This is a genomic window from Nitrosospira sp. Nsp2 (genome assembly GCF_003050965.1).
Taxonomy (GTDB): domain Bacteria; phylum Pseudomonadota; class Gammaproteobacteria; order Burkholderiales; family Nitrosomonadaceae; genus Nitrosospira.
Genome location: NZ_QAOU01000003.1, coordinates 431,310 through 449,929 on the forward strand (window position 1 = coordinate 431,310; position 18,620 = coordinate 449,929).

The following is an 18,620-nucleotide window of genomic DNA, read 5'->3' on the forward strand; positions in this document are numbered from 1 at the left end:
GGTGGCGGCAATTTTTTGCCGGGCGGGGGATTAGATGACGACAGCTTTTAACCTATTACATCAGCATATCCAGACGTTTGTCGGGAACAACAAGCAATGGCAGACACTGATCGCTGATGATCTCATGTGGGAGCTACCTTATGCGCCCTCCCTTGATCATCCAGCACGGCTGACGGGACCACAGGAGGTGATGAATCATGTTACCTGGTTCTTGGAGGCAGTAGAAAATTTCCGTTTCTTCAACACCAAGGTCTACGCTTTAACTGATTCGGGAGTGGCGGTCGCCGAATTCAGTGCAGAAGCACTCATCAAGTCTACCGGACGTCTCTAATGTCCAGAATTATGTGCTATTTCTGTGGGCTTCAGACGGAAAAATCGCATTCCTACGCTAATATTTCAATCCCGTGCAGGCGGCTAAGGCTCTGGATACGCCGATTCTCGGTATCGAATCCTGAGGACATTGGCCTGGTCAAACCGATCAATGCCTGCAAGTAACGCGTACCTGTTCGACCGGCACCAGCGCCAGTAAACGATGCGATATGATAACGGCAACGTCCTGAGTCAACGGTTTTGATCCCCTCCGTGCGGCAATGAGCGTGACTGCGGAGCCTGAACGCGTCTGATGTGCTCCCCTTAAACAGAGCCAAAATCGAATGTGCACTTATTTGTGCGAGAAGTACTCGTTCAGGTTGTAGACGAGTCCCGCAAATGGCATGCTCAATGCCCCATAAACAGCCGACGCTTCGGGAGCCGCATTGTCGCCCAGAATCTCGACAGCCACATTCGAATATCCGACCGGAATGACACCGGCTTGCACCATTCGCATCACACCGAGGTCCGACTGCTCCTTAGTGAAGCTACCGGAAGCATCGACGACAGCGTAGGTGCTGTAGCCATCGGTCAAGGCGGAAATCGCTGGGAACGCTAAGCAGACGTCGGTCGAGATACCGCTAATGACCAGTTTCTTGCGACCAGTTGCCTTCACCGCCCCAACGACGCGCGGGTCATCCCAGGCATTGACGGTCGTCCGCTCGATATGATGATTCCCGGGCAGCGCTTCCTGCAGTTCCGGGATCATCGGCCCCCACATTCTTTCAGTAGTAGTCGTCACAATGATCGGAATCTTGAGCGCTTGGGCAGCCTTCGCGAGGCCGATAATGTTGTGTTTCAACTGCATCGTATCGATGTCACGAATCCCGGTATACAAGCCCACCTGATGGTCGACAATGAGCAGTACAGCGTTATCCCGTGTAAGGTGCTCATAATGGGAACTGGGGATATGATCGATTTTCATATTCTGTTCTCCTATAGTGTGATTAAAAATGGCGTTGTCACCATGCAGTATAGGAGACACAAGTGTTGCGAACGGAAGTGGGTCCATAGTTCTGCCTCAGTTAAGCCAAAATTCTGTGACGGCGGGTAATCCCTAGTCCTAGTATTAGGAGTAGACCCGATGTCCCCCGAATTTGAGTAGCGGCTGAGTTTGGAGTCCAATCTTATGCAAGGGAGATTGGAATGAAGAAGCGATTCACGGAAGAACAGATTATTGGATTTCTACGAGAGGCCGAAGCTGGGTTGCCGGTGGCGGTTGTGTCGTCGGCATGGATTTTCTGAGGCGAGCTATTACCTCTGGCGCAGCAAGTTTGGGGGAATGAACGTCTCCGATGCGAAGCGGCTAAAAGAGTTGGGAGCCGAGAACACGCGGTTGAAGAATCTGCTTGCCGAGTCGATGCTGGAAAGCGAGATCACGAAGGAGACCCTGCGAAAAAAGTGGTGAGCGCACCGTCACGTCGTGACCTGGTGCGCCATATGACCGGCCGAGGATTAAGCGCACGCCGGGCATTACGGGTAATTGGCATGAGTGCCAGCGCCTATCGCTATCGACCTGTTGCATCGTAGCATTGGCAGAGGGGCACCGTCGCTATGGGCAGGCATGATTTATCTGGAGGTGCGTCAAGCCGGCGTGGTGGCCGATCAAAAACGCATGGGCCACGCTTTCAATTTATTGGCAGTATGGTCAGAGGCTGGTGGGACCGCGAGGCAATGAAAAGGGCAATTGAAAAATATTGTTAGCAATGCTGTGAAATACGGCCGCCCCGACACCCCTATTCGGATTAAGATCGATTTGATAAATGAGCGCATGCTACTGAGTGTACATAATGAAGGAAAACCTATTCCCCCCGAACACATTGAAGATATATTTCAGACATTCCACAGAGCGGCTGCTGCAAAAAAAAGGAGATAAGTATGGTTGGGGTATAGGCCTTCCATATGTTCGCAGCGTCGCGGAAAGCCATGGCGGAAGCATTGCAGTTGATAGCGCAGTAGGCCAAGGAAAATCTTTACAATAGACATTCCATAGGACGTCAGGACTTATGAGAATGCTCTTGAGCTAGGAGCGAAATTGGATTGATCGGGTGGAGAGTAGCAACGAGAGCCGGTTCTTTTCTTTCTTGTTACCGTCGATAGCTCTTTTATGAGGCGTTGAATTGGGACAAGCTAACGTATCCTTTATTATTGATAAAACGTTATCAATAATAGAATAGGGACGTCCAACCTGTTGCCATTGACATCGCCTTGTGGCAGATGGATCGGCAATCCACCCAGTCACGCACAGCTGACAAAATGTGCCTGCGAGAGCGCGCCTTCAAAACGCTACGCCAGGCGCTACCCGATGCGATATTGACCTCCGTCTACCACTATAACCTGCCCGGTGATGAATGCAGCATCGTCGCTTGTCAAAAATAGAACTGCGCCAGTGACATCCTTGGGTTCCCCGAGCCGCTTGATCGCCTGCTGTTCCCACGTGGAGCGCTTCTGGTCTTCCGACTGAGGTCGGATTGCCGCTGTATTCGTCAGGCCCGGCAAAACCGCGTTCGCGGTAATACCGTCGTTTGCCACATCATTGGCCAGCCCTCTCATGAATCCGATAATTCCCATTTTTGAAGCAATGTAGTGGCTCATGCCCGGTATGGCCAGGCCAACCATGTTTGACGATACGCCGACGAAGCGGCCCCACTTCTTCTTCCTCATCGTTGGTAAGAAATACTTCACACTTAAAAAGTGTGAGTCCAAATTCGTGGCCATCGTCTTCCGCCACGTCGGCAAGTCCAGTTCGTCGATAGAGCGATTTGGAAAATAACCCGCATTGTTTACAACGATATCTACCTCGCCGATATCGCGGCTCTTAAGGGATACCGAACGCCAGTCCTCTTCCTCCGTCACGTCAAGTTGAAACGCGTGCGCCGATCGGCCGATCTTGTCCACGGTCTGGTGCGGGAGCGTGAGGTCCGTCGCAATCACTTGCGCACCTCGTTCCGCCAATGCCAATGCGATCGCTTGTCCGATACCCTGGGCGGCGCCCGTCACCAAGGCGATGTGTCCTTCGTGTGTCTTTGTCGAGATCTTCATGCTGTCGCAATCAAACTTCTCGGGCTGCCTTTAAAGCTGAGGTCCACCAGAGTAGATCGTCGATCATCATGTTGGCTGACTTCTCCAAATCGGCGAGCCCTTTCGCAACATCCCCGCCTTGGAAATGTGCCCAAAGCGTTGCAGGAGGGATGTGGACAGATTGTCGAATCGGCGCTATTTGAAGCTCGATTATCGTTTCGCGGAGCTGCTGGACGCCGCGTGCGCCCATGGCGCTGCCGTAGCTCACAAAGGCAGCGGCCTTGCGATTCCACTCAGGATAGACCCAATCGATCGCGTTTTTCAGCACGGCGGAGGGGCCGTAGTTATATTCCGGCGTAACGAAGACAAAACCATCCGAGGCCGCGATTTGGGCGGTCCATTTTTGTACGATGTCGTGTTCATAGGGCGGCCGGCCCGGCATAGCTGGTGGCGCGGGTTGGTCGAAGAACGGCATGGGGAAGTCGCGGAGATCAAGAAGCCGCCCTTCAATCCCCTCCCGTTTACGAATATGCTCAAGAATCCATTGAGCCGGCTTTTCGGAGAATCGGCCCTGACGTGTGCTGCCGACGATTACTGAAACGATCATCATGGGTTTCCTTTGAAGAAAGCACTTCAAAAATTCGCTGATCTCACCGGTTGAAGACGACCGATTAGGAATGTTCGCGGGCTGTTTTTAGAGATGGGGCTTCTCCTTTCAGCGTCCATTTGGTCGCGTGTGGAGGCGTGCCCAGTCGGGGAGCTTCGTGAGCGCACGCCCGAACTCGCGTTCCAGGTCGGCGATGTCGACGCTGTAGCCGACGCGCTCGAACCATTCGAACATCAACGCCATCTCCTTGCTGTACTGCCGGACCTGTTCGATTGGCGTCCGCGCGAACGCGATCGGCCGCCCCAGCGCCTCCGTCAGAATCTCCGCCGCCTCCGCCATCGTTCGTACATCACCGGCGAGAGCAATCTTGCGGCGGTTCAGAGCAGCTGCGTCAGTGAACTCCCCCGCGCCGAACCAGCCAATGTCGTCCACCGCAATCATCTGTAGCTTCGTATCCGGCCCGAACGCCGAGCTATCGTGGAGCCTTGAAGACTCTAGGGCGCCAGCAGGTTCTCCATGAAGAACACCGGACGCAGGATCACATGCGAGGGGAAGCGGAGGCCGCGCACGGTTTCCTCGATGCGCCACTTGCTGTCAAAGTGAGGGACGCCCGTCTGCTTATCCGCCGATCCCACAGAAGTATAGACAAAATGTTCGATGCCGGCCTCGCGCAACAGCGTCGCAAGACGCTTGCCTTGCGCCTCTTCCCGCTCGACGCCCGCCTCTCCCGCGTTCTGCATGCCGAAGACGCCCCAGGCGCCGGCCAAGGCATGGCGCAATGTCGCCTCGTCATCGAGATCGCCCTTGACGATCTCGATGTCCTGGCGTGACAGCGCCGCCGCCGCGGGCTGTCCGGCTTTCGCGTCAGGGCCGCGCAGATGGACTCCGGCGCCCTGCAGCGCCCGCGCGACCGCACCGCCCTGATTGCCTGTCACTCCGGTGATGAGAATCGTTCGATCGTTTTTCATAGCTGGCCTCCTATTCAGAACATGATTCAAAATGACTACTCAGGCTTGTCGCTGCAAGCGCGATTGGAACAATCCGGCAAAGGCTGGCCGAACACCAGCGAAAATCCCCGTCCAAAGCACAGCGACGAAGGGAGAACCGAAGCCCGCTCCGGGTGTCATCAACTATCTTGATACCAATATAGTTGACGAGATATGCTATTGAGGATTTGTGAGGCTTAGGCTACCTGATACGCTAGCGCAAGCACACAGTCCAAAGAGCGGAAAGCGACAGCCATGTCCTACCGCATATCGACCTTGCTGACCCGTAATCTTCACGACGTCTTCGGCGAGATTGACCCGGCTCGCCGGCGGGCAGCGATAGATGAGGTTTTCACCGAAGATTGCGTGTTCTACGATCCCAAGGGAGGGGTCTATCGAGGTCGCGACGAGATCGATCGAATCGCGGGCGAGATCAAGGCTACTCACCCTGACTTTCAGTATCAGCCGAAAGCCGAGGCCGAGGAGGTGGGCAATAGCGGGCGAGTCCAATGGGGGTCGGGCCGCCCTGGTGATCCGCCAGCTTACGCCGGTACTGACTTCATCATTGCCCGGGACGGTCGGATTGCGGCAGTTTACCTCTTTTTCGACAAGCTTTAATCACCGGTCGATGTACCGGGTTTTTAATAGGGCATAGAGTCTGCAACTCCCAATCCCTAGCTCTAAAGCTCCACATCAGTCCGTAGAGGTACGTCCGTCCCACAGCGGCGGTGCTTCTCGGTTGTTTGGCTTCACTAACTGCCTGACGTGCAGACCGCATAGTCCTTACTTCATCGACCTTAAGTTGCTCAAGGTCGCTTTGCTCGCTTCAGGCCAAAGGTATCGAACCCAAAGGAGCATGACACTTTCAATGAAGATCCCCAGCAATACGGATTGACCCGCGCTCGCCCTGGGCCATATATACGATATAGCCGCCTTACCTCAACGAATGCGCTAGTCGCTTAAAGGATTCTATATATTGGCTCTTTCTTACTTTTCGAGGGGTTGGGCATTAATAGCCACTTATTGAGCTCGCAAATGCTCAGTTCTTTATAGTCACCGGTCTAATATTCCAGATTTCCTCACAGTATTCCGTAATGGCGCGGTCGGACGAGAATTTGCCGCTGCGCGCGGTGTTGAGGATAGACATCCGCATCCAGTTCTGCGCGTCCTGCCAGGCTGAATTGACCTGTTCCTGACAGGCGATGTAGGCAGCGTAATCGGCCAACACGAGGAAAGGATCATCATGGATCAGGTTGTCGACCAACGGGCGAAATACTTCGGCATCTCCTCGCGAAAAGTGTCCTGTGCCGATGAGCTCCAGCACAGCACGCAATTCGTCATTGCCCGCCATGTAATCACGAGGGCGATAGCCTGCGCGCTTTATACTTTCTGCTTCGTCAGCGGTGAGGCCGAACAGGAAAAAGTTGTCTGCTCCGGCCTCCTCGCGTATCTCGACATTCGCTCCGTCTAGCGTACCAATAGTGAGCGCGCCATTGAGCATGAACTTCATGTTGCCCGTGCCCGATGCTTCTTTGCCGGCCGTAGAGATTTGTTCTGACAGGTCGGCGGCCGGATAGATGAGATGCGCATTCTTGACATTGAAATTCGGAATGAAGGCAACTTTCATGCGCCTATTGACATTTGGATCGGCATTTATCGTCTCTGCAACGGCGTTGATGAGCTTGATGATGCGCTTGGCCATCAAGTAACCGGGCGCCGCTTTGCCCCCGAAAATGAAGGCCCGCGGTGGTATTGTCAGCGCTGGGTTCTCCTTGAGCCTGCGATACATGGTAACAATGTGCAAAACATTCAGATGTTGGCGCTTGTATTCATGAATACGCTTCACCTGAATGTCAAACAGCCAGGCGGGATTGATCTCAATGCCCGTGCGTGCATGGATATACGACGCGAGGCGCTGCTTGTTGCCGAATTTTACGGCACGCCAGTCACGCTGAAAGGCGTCGTCATCGGAATGAGCGTCGAGCTTGCGCAGTCGGTCCGGTTCCGTCAGCCATTCATGGCCGAGCGTACGATCAAGTAATTCCCGCAGGCCGGGATTTGACAGGGCCAGGAAACGGCGCGGAGTGACACCGTTGGTCTTGTTGCTGAAACGTTCCGGCCAGAGCTCGTGAAAATCCTTGAGTATACTTGCCTCGAGCAGTTTTGTATGAAGTGCCGCGACACCATTGACGGCATGACTGCCAACAACAGCAAGATGAGCCATGCGCACCCGTTTGCCGCCTTCCTCGCCGATCAGCGACATCCGCGCTACGCGAGCCTCGTCGCCGGGGAAATGTGAACGCACCTCGTCGAGGAAGCGACGGTTGATCTCGTAGATGATTTCCAGGTGCCGGGGCAGCAACTCGGCAAACATGGGGAGCGGCCACGTTTCAAGCGCTTCCGGCAGCAGGGTATGGTTCGTGTAACCAAAGCTTGCCACGGTGATGGCCCAGGCCGCATCCCAGTCGAGTCGCCGCTCATCAACCAGCAGTCGCATCAGCTCTGCCACGCCGATGGAAGGGTGCGTGTCGTTGAGCTGTATGGCAAAGCGCTCGGCGAAACTTTCGACCGGTATATAGGCCAAGTCGAGCAGATGCAGCATGTCCTGCAGCGAGCAGGTCACGAAGAAATACTGCTGCGCCAGCCGCAGCCGCTTGCCGGCCGCCGGTTCGTCGTTGGGATAAAGTACCTTGGTCACCGTTTCCGAGACCAGTTTTTCGTTCACCGCCTGATAGTAATCACCGACGTTGAATGCCTGGAAGTCGAACGATTCCACCGCCTCGGCACTCCACAATCTCAGCGTATTGCAGTTGTTTACACCGTAACCCTGGATTGGCGTATCGTATGCGACACCCTTCACCACTCGGTAAGGTATCCAGCGCACGCGCTGACAACCCCTCTCATCCTGGTAGTACTCGGTGCGACCGCCCCAATTGACATAATAGAAAATATGGGGCTTGGCGATCTCCCATGGATTGCCTTGACGCAGCCACTTGTCGGTAATTTCGGATTGCCATCCGTCACGAAGCTCCTGCTCGAAGATACCGAACTCATAGCGAATGCCATAACCGATCGCCAGGTAGCGCAGGGTCGCCAGCGAGTCAAGATAGCAGGCAGCAAGCCGACCCAGCCCGCCATTGCCCAAGCCCGGCTCTATCTCGCAGGCGAGAATGGTGTCAAGATCGTAGCCGAGATCAGCCAGCGCGTTTCGCGCTTCCTGCCCGAGATGCAGATTTACGAGATTGTTGCCCAGATGAGGGCCCATAAGAAACTCGGCCGATAGATAACAGGCAATCTTGGGGTTCAAGTCGAAATAGGTCTGCGTGGTATTGATCCAGCGATGTTGCATTCGATCACGAATCGCAAGCGCGAGCGCACGATAGTAATCAGTTGGACCTGCCACCGCTGGGAAGCGGCCAACGGAATAATACAAGTGATCAAGGACCGCCTGCTTCAGCGATGTTGCCAGCATCCCGAGGCGAACATCAGAACTGGTATCTGGCGGCGCAGCTTTATTCGCGCCGATTTCAGAAGCGTCCTGGTACGTGTCGCGTTTCATGATTTTCGCTCCAATTTAGAAATACTCAGTATGGCCAGGTCCAGTTGCTGAACTGTTCACTATCGGTGCCATGCTCATGTGCATAGGCAAGGTTCCGAATAATTTTATTCTTCATTTGTTCTTTCAGATGGGCTGCTCTGTCCGCCAAACCAGGTACGCGATCAGTGACATCAATGACGAAGGTAGAGCGATCGGCCTGATTAAGAATTGCCAGTTCCAACGGCGTGTTGATGTTACCTTCGAAACATCCAGCCATTCAATGCCAACAGCCACAGATTCATTTACGGGTATGCTAAATCAGGAGGGGACATGGGTATAAAGTCAGCTGAAGAAAACAAAGCGCTAGTACTGAAAGCATTCGATACGCTCTTTAACAAGCGTGATTACGCGAAAGCTGCGGAGTTTTGGTCAGAGAACTATATCCAACATAGCGCTCACATAGCGCCTGGGCGCGACGGTTTGTTCAATTTGATACGAAGCCTGCCGGATACACTGCGTTATGAGAATGCGCATATCATCGCAGATGGCGACTACGTGATGCTGCATGGCCGGTTTGCCGGACACGGCCGCTCCCGCGCATGGATTGCTGCCGACATTGTAAGGATGGAAGGCGGACGCCTCGCAGAGCATTGGGATGTACTGCAAGACGAAGTTGCTAAGGAGGAATCTAAAAGTGGCCTGCCGATGTTTGGCACTTCATTCGCTGAGCCAAGTCATCAACCCGCCGCAGCGCCACCGCTGACGATAGAGCAAGCGCGAATGATCGTGGCGCCGCTGTATGACGCGCTAAACGAACCCACCAAGAAAGATGTGGCCACCTTGTTGGCCAAAGCAACTATTCCTGACTATAGGTCATATCATACAAACGAAGACTGGCTTACGCGCGACCAGCTAGCCGAAGTATTTAAGTTGATAGGCTCAGCCGTCCCAGATTTGCACTGGACAACTGAAGATATCCAGACCTTCGGCGATCAAATCGTGGTGCGTGGCAAAGCGACCGGGACACCCCAAGGGGAATTTTGGGGAGCTAAACCGACGGGTAAGAGCTTTAGCACAATGGCGATTGATATATTCACCGTGAAAAACGGTAAGCTGGCTTCCGCTTATCATGTTGAGAACTGGATGGCAGCATTGGAGCAGATTGGCAAGTAGGAGCCAACAGGCGCTTACCCATATTGACCGTGACGGAGGCTCTATGAGCATAACTTGGGCCCCACCGTTATCGCGCATCTATGCAGCGCCATAGACACATAGCGGCGGATGAAGGATCACCGGACAGGCCCAACGGCTGGAACCGATGCTTGGGCGCATGTCTCTTGATGCATACTATCGGAAGAGGCCGACGTACTACCGAGCGTCACAGTTGCTCGGTGAATAGCGGCAATAATGGTCGGCTGCTTTGCACTTGGCCCCAGACCTCCGTTTTCCCCGCGTACACTCGATCCTGCGTTCCTTGGGAAAATGGCGACCGGCCACGAATTGCACAACGTGACCGGCCGGTGCCAGGATCAGACTTCCGTCTCTCCGATATCTCTAGCGCATCGTCAATTTCGATGCCGAGATAGCGAGCGGTGCTCTCGAGTGTGGTATACCCAACAGCAGCTGAACGGCACGCAGATTCTTGGTTCGGCGGTAGATGAGGGTCGCCTTTGTCAGAGTCCCCTCATTTTCCGTGCAATAAGTGACGGTACGCAAAGCGAGTGACGACGCGGGGGGCAATTTTGTATGATCTTGATTATATGGGTATTGCTGTTTAATCTGTAATGCCCGTTTTTGGCACGAAAGGTGCTTAATTTCAGCTAACGGCGGTAGTCTTCGCGATATTTAGTAGCCGCGAGATCAAGTGCTGACGTGGCATGAGTGCTCAAGCTGTCGATAATAAAATGCTTCTTCTGCTTCTTGGTTGCTTGGAAAGACGCACAATAGGTGACGGTTTTCGCTGCCATTGTGGTATATCGCTCTATTATCGATACGGCTTTTCCGGCGATAAAACCGTGAATTAGAAACCCATTTAGACTCAATGCATTGCACCAATCCCTCTAGGCTGGGTGCGATTTTCCTGGCGTCACTTATTGCACGGAAAATGAGGGGACCCCTTCACGGGGGTAAAGCACCCCGTGGTGGAATTGCAGCACGGGAAAAACCTGGCTTGGGTGATGCCCAGGGTCGCGCACTGTTGTCCGCCCGGACCCGGCACGCTCAAGGGCAAGCGGGACCGAAAAACCGGCTCCTATGATGTCAAATTCTATAGCCGAAGACTCTCCATCTGGTGTGCCTGCCAGCTGCTTTTCGATTGAGTCTGGTGCGAGGCATTGGCCGCTTTAAACTCCTTCAATAGGGGAGCCAAATGCGACTTTACTCTGATTTAGAACTTCCCTGCTTTTTGGGGATGACGTCACTGGCTACCACTACGATGACAAAACACACGAGCGACTCGGATTTGTTGTGGTCCGATTTTCGTTTGAACCCGCGACGAATCTCTTCTGCAAGTTGTAAGGGATCAGGAATTGCGGCAGGGGGACGGCATAGAGACGGACGCTATAGGCGGCGGTTTTCAACTGGGCTGTGCTGGATGCTTACTGGGATAAATGAGTCAGCCCTGATAGGTACCGCTTGAAATCGCGATGTCGGTCGCCAAGTTCCTCACGGCCATTGTAAGGAAATTTGAGAGGTCAGATCCTTCAGAGAAGTTTGCCGAGTGTAGATTGCTGACCCTGTCATCCTGAACAAACTGATACGCATTTCCCCCCTTCTCAATGTTGGTTTGGTCGTACACTGCGATGGCTACCCCTCCATGCTTCTTGACGAGCGAGAAGCACGGAATGTCGGTATAGCCATCACCTACAAAAATCATGTTTTTAATAGGCACCCGAATCTGCTCGGGTTTTAGCTTCTTGTTCACGTCGAATGGTTTGCTCCACTGCTAATTAGGTAAAACTCCAGTGAACAACGCGAATTAGCTTCCTTCGCACTACTCCTTAAACGGCCAAAGATACTTTCGACCCCCTTATGAAGAGGTAGGCGGGAGCCCCATTCCATTAAACTGGTTTTAGTAATCTTAGGAATGCGGCTACTGTTCGATGCCTCAATCATCTTAAAAAGATATGCTGGAACGGGATCCCAGTCATCTTTGGTGAGCACGGCTACTTCATTCTTCCAGAAGGAAGCCAGATCGGTAATACCCGCTTCAGTTAAATAGCCTGACGTGCTGTCTGGTGCCAATGTATCGTCAAAGTCGAACACGACTGCGATAGTCTCGTACAAGTGTTGTCTCCCAAACAAGTGTTAATTCGGCTCTTTGAGCAGCTGGTGTACTCGCTTGACATTGCTATCACGTCACCAGTTCTCCCTTAATTGTAGAGCTCTTATTGTTGAGCGAACAATTGGACTGAAGTACTAGGAGGTTTGTTACATTCAAAAATGACATCCTCCACTGGAGAACCTGGCGGACGAGCAGAGGGGCAAAATGCTGGCGATGGTAGCGAAAAATCGCCCTGGCGAAACACGTTCTCAAGAAGAGGAAGGAGCTGGACGAGAGGAAAGCAGCCAAGGCGAAGGGCGGCGGCAGGCCAAACACCGACAAAGGCAGCTCAGCCGCTCAATCTGAAGCGGAGTTATACGTTAGGGACGCCGAAGAAAACGCGGGCCGAGGGGAGAAGAAGCTGAGAAGAGCAAGGGCGGAAGCGACGGAGAAATGAGGGGGGACGGGTTGGGGCATCTTGGTCTAAGATTGGTGCCTACATGTATCTGGGGCAGCAAATCGCTTACCTTAACCCTCAGGCTCGCGGAGGATAAAGTAGCAATATGGTAGCAAAGAGTTGTATCCGCACTCTTTACCTCGGCTTATATTGATTTTTGGCTTCCCCGACCAAGGCTCGAACGTGGGACCCTGCGGATTAACAGTCTTCAACAGCGGTCCTATTTCTAAGTTTTGGCGGCTACCGGGGATAAGCAATAACGGTTAAGCTCGCATTTTCATATGGGGCTTTTTGGATGAAGGACTAGAATCTCTCACAAGTAATAGGCACGACAATGAAACGTTTCATTGATCGATCTCCTTAGTCTCGATGATTAGTGGAGACCTACCGCCACCCCGGTCATTCTGGTCCCCAAATTCTGGCGGGGGATGATTATCCCATTTATCTTGGCCTTGCCAACCCTGCTGCAAGAAAAACTCACTCACGGATCGTCTCGAGCCCCCGAGCTCTTTGATCTGCGAAACCAGATGACTCTGACAGGAACAGATGGTTAAACAATAACTTCAAACAACTCTCCTGGTCATCACTTCCATCACCCCCCGTTTGGGCCTATGGTGGCTTTGCCAGCGGATTTGCCGACAGTCTAAACCGCGGAATGCAGTTACGTTTGCAACAACAACAACTGGAGATGATGGAACGGGCCGAAAAACGGGAGGAAGAGCGTCACCAGAGGATGCTACAGCAGCAGAGAAGCGACGGAACATATTGCGCGGTTATGGGCGATTAGGCATGCGACAGGCAATAAAAAGCCACCCCGGTGGATGGCTTCTTAGCGGAATAATCACGCTATAACACAAGCATATGCAAAATGAGGGCTAACCGAATGCTTCATGTCTTGCGATATCGCATAAGATCATAAACGGTTCTTCCTGACCTCATCACCATTTTCCTCTATATCCCTTATCATCTTCTTCGCCGTAAGAGCTAAAAGCGACCCCAAAACCGCTTCATCTTCGACTATTTCCGGCGTCACATGAATTCTCTGCCAACGAGCAAGCTTATCCCTGTGCTCGTTGATTGTGATCGTTATAGCGTATGCTTTATCCTCGCTCACGCCCCCTCCTGTTTAATCAGAATTTATTTGCTTAGATTGTAGTTCACGGATTCTATTGAACTCTTGCACCATTTTGACCTTTACATCTTCCGATGCGCCCAGAGCAGCGCTGTACTCAAGAAGAATTTTGGACAATCGAGTCTTATCGTCGCTGTCAATCCGATCCTTGAGGGCAATTTCCCTTACAGCTACCCAATAGGCAGCGATCATCTGATTCAGGCTAGTATTCGTTCCTTCATTACTCATGCTTCCTCTTTTGGAAAAACTTTGCGGAATAGGGATAAACAATAGCTTTGTTACACTTCCAATTCCTTACTGGCAGCTCGAAGAATGGCCAACGTAGCCTTCGCGTCTCCTATTGCTCTGTGGTTTGGCAAGGCCTCGGCGCCTACATGTTTTACCACGTTGATGAGCTTATACGAATCAAGCTCAGGAAAGGCCCACCGAGACAGACTAATGGTGTCATGCATGATATTGCTAAAGCTAGTCCCACACTGCGTGGCGGCGAACGCCAGAAACCCTTGGTCAAATGGTGCGTTATGAGCAAAGACAGGAAGGTTGCCTACGAAGGCTTGAAGACGTTCCATAGCATCACGTAGGGACGCGCCTTCTCTGTTGAGGAGTGTCTGCTCAATTCCTGTCAGCTGTGTAATGTTCCTGGGTACTGGGCGGGTCGCTTTCACCAGCGTGCTGAATTCACCTGCAGCCACGAATCCAGGTGCGACCAATAGCGCACCGATTTCAATAATCTCGTCTGATCCCGCATTCAGGCCAGTCGTCTCGATGTCCACAATAGCAAAATCGCCACTCAGGGCCTTCATCATTACCTTGAAATTGGCCTCAAACGCCTCTTGCTGCTCCTGTACCTTCACAATCCGCGCCTGACCTTCTTTGGCATAGCCAAGGTACCTCTTCACCTGCTCTCTTAACCATTCCGGAAGGGTCAATTCCGGCATGCCCAAGGATTTTCTAGGACCGTTTTGATTGGCAAGTTCAGACCAGCAGTACCGGGCTACTGCTTTGCGTACGACATTTGAGTAGGGCCCCGCTAGGGATTGATGCTCTGCGGGCTCTCCGAAGCGCACGATAAGCCATTTGACATCTGTTTTACCCAGGTCAGTCATTGTGTGATAGCCCAGTTGGCGGTAGTCAACCTTAATGTCCGCTAAATCAGATATGGCTACATAAGCTGCAACCTGATGTCCGTAGGCTCCTTGCACGTCACAGAACTTCAGGGCCGTGAACAAAGACCCCATTGCCGCTGCACCGTAAAGGGCCAATAATTCGTATTCATAATCCTGTTTGGCTTTTTTTAGTTCACGCACCCGTGCTCGGAAGAACTTGGCAACCCCTGATGACGAGTTGGGGCCGTAAAGGTGATATTCGTTAAGGCCAGGGTTCGCAGCAAGGTGGTGCGGCACGAAGGGGGTAAGCCAATCAGTCACTTGTCTGAACCATTCTTCAACCGGCGCTTCTGGACGCTTGCATCAAACCAAAGTCCTGCCGCTTTGGGCATAGCCGGTTTAGAATTCAAGACGTAGGCGTAGCTAGCAACAACGGCGTCTATTTCCTCGCTGGAAACAAGAGCATCTCTCTCCTGCTGGCCCGGGATATCTATGGTAGCGATTAAGCCCGGCTTTGGCCCCAAGTTCATTGCAGCCTCAGGCTGTTGCGGTTTTTCGCCTGTGAAAATGGATATAAGCGCCGACAGAATTCCCATGAATCCTCCTTTTTTATATTGCCTGAGTTGTAGCCTTCTGCGACATATTATGGCATACGAACTGAAGGCGATTGTCGCTGCTGACCAGGCTGTTCGATCGGGTAATCAAGATTGCGCAACAATTAGGGATACACCTTATGCGCCGGGTGCCGATCGACTATTCAACCTACATCCCGCTACTGTGTCGCGTCTCCTGCAGAGTGGTAAGACGCATCAATCGGTTCGCCCCATTGCGCCCTAAACCTCAAGTTTATCTGTGACATTTTTGCTCTGAGACGGAAAATTCAGTCCACGAACGTTTTCCCACTATCAGATGTAGCTTCAACCCTTCTTATTAGGGAAGCTCGCACGGGGCTGAGGCCCGCAGAAGATCTGCCCACTCAAAAAGGGTCGTTTTTCGGAGATAACAGGCTGACAGAAACATTTTCTGGTTTCACTATCTTTTTACCTCCCAAAACTATCTCTTGAAAATATCTCTCCTATAAGCTATAGTTGAGATGAGTTTCGGGAGAATAACGTTTTGTAGAAGGAGTGAGATGAAAATTGGCTACGCGAGAGTAAGTGCTCAGGAGCAGGATCTGGCTTTGCAGCTGGACGCCTTGAATGAGGAGGGCTGCGAGAAAATTTTTCAGGAAAAAGCATCTGGCGCACAACGGGATCGGCCAGAGCTGAAAGCCGCCCTTGGATACATGCGCAAGGGCGATACGTTGGTTGTGTGGAAAATTGACCGGCTTGCCCGGTCCCTGAAACAGCTCATCGAGACAATCGAATCGTTTCAGGACCGTGGGATAGGGCTAAAGTCGATGCAGGATCCGATCGACACCAGCTCACCGAGCGGCAAGCTCGTCTTCCATATCTTTGCTGCATTGGCGGAGTTCGAGCGAGGCGTCATCCGCGAACGGACAACGGCGGGCTTAAGAGCCGCTAGGGAACGAGGTCGTGTGGGTGGGAGGCCGCCCGCCCTTTCCGCCAAGGACCTACAGGCCGCCAGAGCGATGCTGAAGGATTGCGATATCACTGTTGCTGCTGTTGCCCGACGGCTGAACGTGGCCGCATCTACGTTATACCGCCACATCCCGAGCGCAAGAAGCGCAAGCCTTGAGGCGGACGAAGACTTGTTGGCGACAGAATCCTGAGATGTTCTCGCAAAAACAGCCTTACCACGAGCATGCCATCGCCACTGAACTGGGCAGACAGGACACTTGACGAGCTACTCAGATGCTAGCTGTACTGCCTCATCAATGTGGACCCACCAATAACATCGCCGCTTTTAGCGCCATCATAATTACCACGATAAGCTCATGAAAAAATATTTGGGTATTTTTGTAATGCTTGTCGCGTCGTTGCCTGCACTTCCTACTTGGGCAATGGAAATTGTTGGGCCTGATGTTTTAGTAGACAACACCGCACAGGAAGTGCTTACCATCGTAAGGCAGGACAAGGATATCAGGGCTGGCAGTAAAACCAAACTTCTCGAGGTGGTGGAAGCCAAAATACTGCCTCATTTCGATTTCACGCGGATGACCCGGCTCGCAATGGGCAAGAACTGGTCTAAAGCTGCGCCTGAGCAGCAGCAACAATTGGTTAAAGAGTTTCGGACCCTCCTGGTGCGCACCTACTGCAACGCGTTTACTACCTATCGTGACCATACTATTACGGTTGAACCGCTTAAAAACAAGACGGATGATAGTGATGCCACAGTAAGGACCCAGGTACTGCGAGGTCAGGGCCAGCAGCCTGTACCAATTGACTACAGCATGGCAAAAACCGCCGATGGCTGGAAGGCTTACGATGTAACGGTAGCGGGTGTCAGTTTGGTGACCAATTATCGTAGTACTTTCAATAGCCAGGTTCGCGAGGGTGGAGTGGAGAAATTACTCCAAACACTTACGGAAAAAAATCGTGCATTGATTGCTGGCGATATAAAGGCTCAGACAACGAAGTAAATTACGCCACTAACGTGTAGAAAGCAGCAACTAACTTCAAGCGATCTCTACCTATCTAAACGCGGCGTTTGAGTTTTGGAAGCCGCTATCCTGCCTTCCATATAGAACATCTATTCCTGGCGTCAGCTCACCACCGGCAACTCATTCCAGTCTCCCGCGTAGTTCGGACTCTTGAAGCTGCGGCGCATAGCCCAGGTTCGGTCGACTCCTTCAGACGCCAGATGAATGGTACTGCGCCGGTATTTGCTGTTGATCTGATCCACCGCATTCATCAGCCGGCCCGATTTGTTGTGGGCTGATGAGTATGCGAACAGGTCTGTCTGCTGGCCTTCTTCCGAAACCAGGTCCGACAGCATCACGCCTGCCTTCTGGTAATACACTTCTGACTGGTACATCTTCTTCAACAACCAGAGTGCCGCGTTGGTGACCTGCATGCTGCATTCAGTTGGCGCAGGCAGAACAACAGTCTCCGTTCTGCCGTAGAACTTAGCTTGGTCGAATGGACTGTTCTGGATGAATACTGAAACTGCATTCGCGAACAGGCCCTGCTTGCGCAGGCGCTGTGCTGCATTGGCAGCATGATAGCTGATCGCTTCGTTGAGCTCCTGCAGGCTCTCTACCCTTCGCCCGAATGAGCGCGAACTCATGACCTGCTTGGCAATGGACGCTGCCTCTTCCAGCTCCAGCCACGGCACGCCGCATGACGATGCCGAACCGGTCCCGAATTCTCCTAAGATTCGCACGTTTGAATCTCGGTACATTTTCCACTCGCAGCGCTTTCAGGCTGTTCTCCAGCCTTCGTCCTGTATGACCAGGGATTTCTCGCGAAACCGCACCTGCCCGCATCAATACTTGTCCTAATCGTTTGTTTACTTTCGCCCAGTAGCCGTATCGGATTGGGCGACCTCAAAGCAGTGAGACGTGAATTGGCCTAACCATCCTCCCTACCATCAGCTTATTAAGCGACGCAGTGCGTTTTCTCACATACTTCCACGATACTTTGTATTAGGCTGTGACTGCGAGGTGGTTGCATTGAACGCAGCCAGATCTTTTCAAGAGGGATGGTTATAAGTTGAGTTCGGGCACAGAGTTCTAGGCAAGGTGCTCTTCGTAACCATTGATTCTGCTGGTATTCCGCAGGCTCAATCTAAGCGGATGCATTAGGCTATTTTGGCATTATCCATATGTAGTGCGACCAAGAATTGGAGGTAGATATGCCATCAATTAAACTGGGCGTCAGTGGTTTTGGTACAAATACAGGCTGGACCAACAACAACATTTACCCGCGCTTCGTGGAGGACATTACGGGCGACGGCCGCGCCGATATCGTTGGCTTCGGAGGCGCGGGGGCGTATACGTCGATCAGCAATGGCGACGGCACCTTTCAGGCATGGCAGCTGGGTATCGCTGCGTTTGGTACGACTGCGGGCGGCTGGACCAACAACAACATTTACCCGCGCTTCGTGGAGGACATTACGGGCGACGGCCGCGCCGATATCGTCGGCTTCGGAGGCGCGGGGGCGTATACGTCGATCAGCAATGGCGACGGCACCTTTCAGGCATGGCAGCTGGGTGTCGCCGCGTTTGGTACGACTGCGGG

The 18,620-nt window shown here is 52.7% G+C and carries 21 protein-coding genes and 2 pseudogenes; 8 read left to right on the plus strand and 15 right to left on the minus strand.

Annotated elements, in window-relative coordinates:
* The first annotated feature begins 34 nt into the window (after positions 1 to 34).
* The gene (locus tag C8R31_RS09630; protein ID WP_219907498.1) at positions 35 to 331 is read left to right on the plus strand and encodes a nuclear transport factor 2 family protein; all 297 of its coding nucleotides are present in this window, start codon (positions 35 to 37) and stop codon (positions 329 to 331) included.
* A 330-nt stretch (positions 332 to 661) separates the two neighbouring features.
* On the opposite strand, the gene C8R31_RS09635 is transcribed toward C8R31_RS09630, so the two are convergent.
* Positions 662 to 1,294, minus strand: coding sequence for a hydrolase (locus C8R31_RS09635; RefSeq protein ID WP_107693835.1), 633 nt, complete (start codon positions 1,292 to 1,294; stop codon positions 662 to 664).
* Between the two features lie 221 nt (positions 1,295 to 1,515).
* Between C8R31_RS09635 and C8R31_RS16305 the strand changes: the two are divergent.
* Both C8R31_RS16305 and C8R31_RS16310 read left to right on the plus strand, forming a co-directional pair.
* Positions 1,516 to 1,987, plus strand: a pseudogene (locus tag C8R31_RS16305) (transposase); the annotation flags it as partial.
* 93 nt (positions 1,988 to 2,080) lie between these two features.
* Entirely contained in the window at positions 2,081 to 2,245 is a 165-nt protein-coding gene (locus C8R31_RS16310; RefSeq protein WP_258192662.1) for an ATP-binding protein, read from the plus strand.
* A gap of 422 nt (positions 2,246 to 2,667) precedes the next feature.
* Here the strand turns inward: C8R31_RS16310 and C8R31_RS09650 are convergent, their stop codons facing one another.
* The 4 genes from C8R31_RS09650 to C8R31_RS15845 form a co-directional block, all read right to left on the minus strand.
* Positions 2,668 to 3,411: an SDR family NAD(P)-dependent oxidoreductase gene (locus tag C8R31_RS09650; RefSeq protein WP_107693837.1), complete on the minus strand. Its 744-nt coding sequence runs from the start codon at positions 3,409 to 3,411 to the stop codon at positions 2,668 to 2,670.
* Between the two features lie 10 nt (positions 3,412 to 3,421).
* Entirely contained in the window at positions 3,422 to 4,000 is a 579-nt protein-coding gene (locus C8R31_RS09655; protein WP_219907500.1) for an NADPH-dependent FMN reductase, read from the minus strand.
* A 105-nt stretch (positions 4,001 to 4,105) separates the two neighbouring features.
* A complete protein-coding gene (locus C8R31_RS15840) occupies positions 4,106 to 4,438 on the minus strand; it encodes a hypothetical protein (RefSeq protein ID WP_146164576.1) in 333 nt (110 codons plus the stop codon).
* A gap of 53 nt (positions 4,439 to 4,491) precedes the next feature.
* A complete protein-coding gene (locus C8R31_RS15845) occupies positions 4,492 to 4,965 on the minus strand; it encodes an NmrA family NAD(P)-binding protein (RefSeq protein WP_146164577.1) in 474 nt (157 codons plus the stop codon).
* Positions 4,966 to 5,238: 273 nt separating this feature from the next.
* Between C8R31_RS15845 and C8R31_RS09665 the strand changes: the two genes are divergently transcribed.
* Complete coding sequence (locus C8R31_RS09665) at positions 5,239 to 5,601, plus strand: nuclear transport factor 2 family protein (protein ID WP_107693839.1); 363 nt, start codon at positions 5,239 to 5,241, stop codon at positions 5,599 to 5,601.
* A 421-nt stretch (positions 5,602 to 6,022) separates the two neighbouring features.
* On the opposite strand, the gene C8R31_RS09670 is transcribed toward C8R31_RS09665, so the two are convergent.
* Positions 6,023 to 8,542: a glycogen/starch/alpha-glucan phosphorylase gene (locus C8R31_RS09670; RefSeq protein WP_107693840.1), complete on the minus strand. Its 2,520-nt coding sequence runs from the start codon at positions 8,540 to 8,542 to the stop codon at positions 6,023 to 6,025.
* Positions 8,543 to 8,567: 25 nt separating this feature from the next.
* Entirely contained in the window at positions 8,568 to 8,798 is a 231-nt protein-coding gene (locus C8R31_RS09675; protein ID WP_181320522.1) for a hypothetical protein, read from the minus strand.
* Positions 8,799 to 8,851: 53 nt separating this feature from the next.
* On the opposite strand from C8R31_RS09675, the gene C8R31_RS16045 reads away from it, so the two are divergent.
* Entirely contained in the window at positions 8,852 to 9,694 is an 843-nt protein-coding gene (locus C8R31_RS16045; RefSeq protein WP_181320524.1) for an ester cyclase, read from the plus strand.
* A gap of 370 nt (positions 9,695 to 10,064) precedes the next feature.
* Here C8R31_RS16045 and C8R31_RS16775 read toward each other — a convergent pair.
* The 7 genes and pseudogenes from C8R31_RS16775 to C8R31_RS09710 form a co-directional block, all read right to left on the minus strand.
* Positions 10,065 to 10,195: pseudogene (locus C8R31_RS16775) on the minus strand (integrase); the annotation flags it as partial.
* Positions 10,196 to 11,135: 940 nt separating this feature from the next.
* Positions 11,136 to 11,444: a hypothetical protein gene (locus C8R31_RS16315; RefSeq protein WP_219907501.1), complete on the minus strand. Its 309-nt coding sequence runs from the start codon at positions 11,442 to 11,444 to the stop codon at positions 11,136 to 11,138.
* On the minus strand, positions 11,441 to 11,806 hold the full coding sequence (locus C8R31_RS16320; RefSeq protein ID WP_219907502.1) for a hypothetical protein: 366 nt from the start codon (positions 11,804 to 11,806) through the stop codon (positions 11,441 to 11,443). Before C8R31_RS16320 ends, C8R31_RS16315 begins: the two co-directional genes overlap by 4 nt.
* Before the next feature lie 1,347 nt (positions 11,807 to 13,153).
* Entirely contained in the window at positions 13,154 to 13,354 is a 201-nt protein-coding gene (locus C8R31_RS09695) for a hypothetical protein (protein WP_107693841.1), read from the minus strand.
* A 12-nt stretch (positions 13,355 to 13,366) separates the two neighbouring features.
* The gene (locus tag C8R31_RS09700) at positions 13,367 to 13,600 is read right to left on the minus strand and encodes a hypothetical protein (RefSeq protein WP_107693842.1); all 234 of its coding nucleotides are present in this window, start codon (positions 13,598 to 13,600) and stop codon (positions 13,367 to 13,369) included.
* A gap of 50 nt (positions 13,601 to 13,650) precedes the next feature.
* The gene (locus tag C8R31_RS09705) at positions 13,651 to 14,799 is read right to left on the minus strand and encodes a PolC-type DNA polymerase III (protein ID WP_107693843.1); all 1,149 of its coding nucleotides are present in this window, start codon (positions 14,797 to 14,799) and stop codon (positions 13,651 to 13,653) included.
* Positions 14,796 to 15,074: a hypothetical protein gene (locus tag C8R31_RS09710; protein ID WP_107693844.1), complete on the minus strand. Its 279-nt coding sequence runs from the start codon at positions 15,072 to 15,074 to the stop codon at positions 14,796 to 14,798. The genes C8R31_RS09705 and C8R31_RS09710 overlap by 4 nt, the downstream gene beginning before the upstream one ends.
* A 536-nt stretch (positions 15,075 to 15,610) precedes the next feature.
* Between C8R31_RS09710 and C8R31_RS09715 the strand changes: the two genes are divergently transcribed.
* Together C8R31_RS09715 and C8R31_RS09720 are read left to right on the plus strand one after the other, a co-directional pair.
* Entirely contained in the window at positions 15,611 to 16,210 is a 600-nt protein-coding gene (locus tag C8R31_RS09715; RefSeq protein ID WP_107693845.1) for a recombinase family protein, read from the plus strand.
* A 165-nt stretch (positions 16,211 to 16,375) separates the two neighbouring features.
* Positions 16,376 to 17,020 carry a phospholipid-binding protein MlaC gene (locus tag C8R31_RS09720; protein WP_107693846.1) on the plus strand — a complete coding sequence of 215 codons (645 nt, stop codon included), beginning with the start codon at positions 16,376 to 16,378 and terminating at the stop codon, positions 17,018 to 17,020.
* Positions 17,021 to 17,142: 122 nt separating this feature from the next.
* Here the strand turns inward: C8R31_RS09720 and C8R31_RS09725 are convergent, their stop codons facing one another.
* The gene (locus C8R31_RS09725; RefSeq protein ID WP_181320526.1) at positions 17,143 to 17,763 is read right to left on the minus strand and encodes a DUF4113 domain-containing protein; all 621 of its coding nucleotides are present in this window, start codon (positions 17,761 to 17,763) and stop codon (positions 17,143 to 17,145) included.
* A 471-nt stretch (positions 17,764 to 18,234) separates the two neighbouring features.
* On the opposite strand from C8R31_RS09725, the gene C8R31_RS16050 reads away from it, so the two are divergent.
* The coding region (locus C8R31_RS16050; protein WP_181320528.1) for a VCBS repeat-containing protein at positions 18,235 to 18,620 on the plus strand (386 nt) is incomplete at its 3' end.

What these genes read in the sequence shown, in the direction of transcription:
- C8R31_RS09630 (WP_219907498.1), top strand. Translation starts at nt 35, where the DNA reads ATGACGACAGCTTTTAACCTATTACATCAGCATATCCAGACGTTTGTC.
- C8R31_RS09635 (WP_107693835.1), bottom strand. Translation starts at nt 1,294, where the DNA reads ATGAAAATCGATCATATCCCCAGTTCCCATTATGAGCACCTTACACGG.
- C8R31_RS09650 (WP_107693837.1), bottom strand. Translation starts at nt 3,411, where the DNA reads ATGAAGATCTCGACAAAGACACACGAAGGACACATCGCCTTGGTGACG.
- C8R31_RS09655 (WP_219907500.1), bottom strand. Translation starts at nt 4,000, where the DNA reads ATGATGATCGTTTCAGTAATCGTCGGCAGCACACGTCAGGGCCGATTC.
- C8R31_RS15840 (WP_146164576.1), bottom strand. Translation starts at nt 4,438, where the DNA reads ATGATTGCGGTGGACGACATTGGCTGGTTCGGCGCGGGGGAGTTCACT.
- C8R31_RS15845 (WP_146164577.1), bottom strand. Translation starts at nt 4,965, where the DNA reads ATGAAAAACGATCGAACGATTCTCATCACCGGAGTGACAGGCAATCAG.
- C8R31_RS09665 (WP_107693839.1), top strand. Translation starts at nt 5,239, where the DNA reads ATGTCCTACCGCATATCGACCTTGCTGACCCGTAATCTTCACGACGTC.
- C8R31_RS09670 (WP_107693840.1), bottom strand. Translation starts at nt 8,542, where the DNA reads ATGAAACGCGACACGTACCAGGACGCTTCTGAAATCGGCGCGAATAAA.
- C8R31_RS09675 (WP_181320522.1), bottom strand. Translation starts at nt 8,798, where the DNA reads ATGGCTGGATGTTTCGAAGGTAACATCAACACGCCGTTGGAACTGGCA.
- C8R31_RS16045 (WP_181320524.1), top strand. Translation starts at nt 8,852, where the DNA reads ATGGGTATAAAGTCAGCTGAAGAAAACAAAGCGCTAGTACTGAAAGCA.
- C8R31_RS09700 (WP_107693842.1), bottom strand. Translation starts at nt 13,600, where the DNA reads ATGAGTAATGAAGGAACGAATACTAGCCTGAATCAGATGATCGCTGCC.
- C8R31_RS09710 (WP_107693844.1), bottom strand. Translation starts at nt 15,074, where the DNA reads ATGGGAATTCTGTCGGCGCTTATATCCATTTTCACAGGCGAAAAACCG.
- C8R31_RS09715 (WP_107693845.1), top strand. Translation starts at nt 15,611, where the DNA reads ATGAAAATTGGCTACGCGAGAGTAAGTGCTCAGGAGCAGGATCTGGCT.
- C8R31_RS09720 (WP_107693846.1), top strand. Translation starts at nt 16,376, where the DNA reads ATGAAAAAATATTTGGGTATTTTTGTAATGCTTGTCGCGTCGTTGCCT.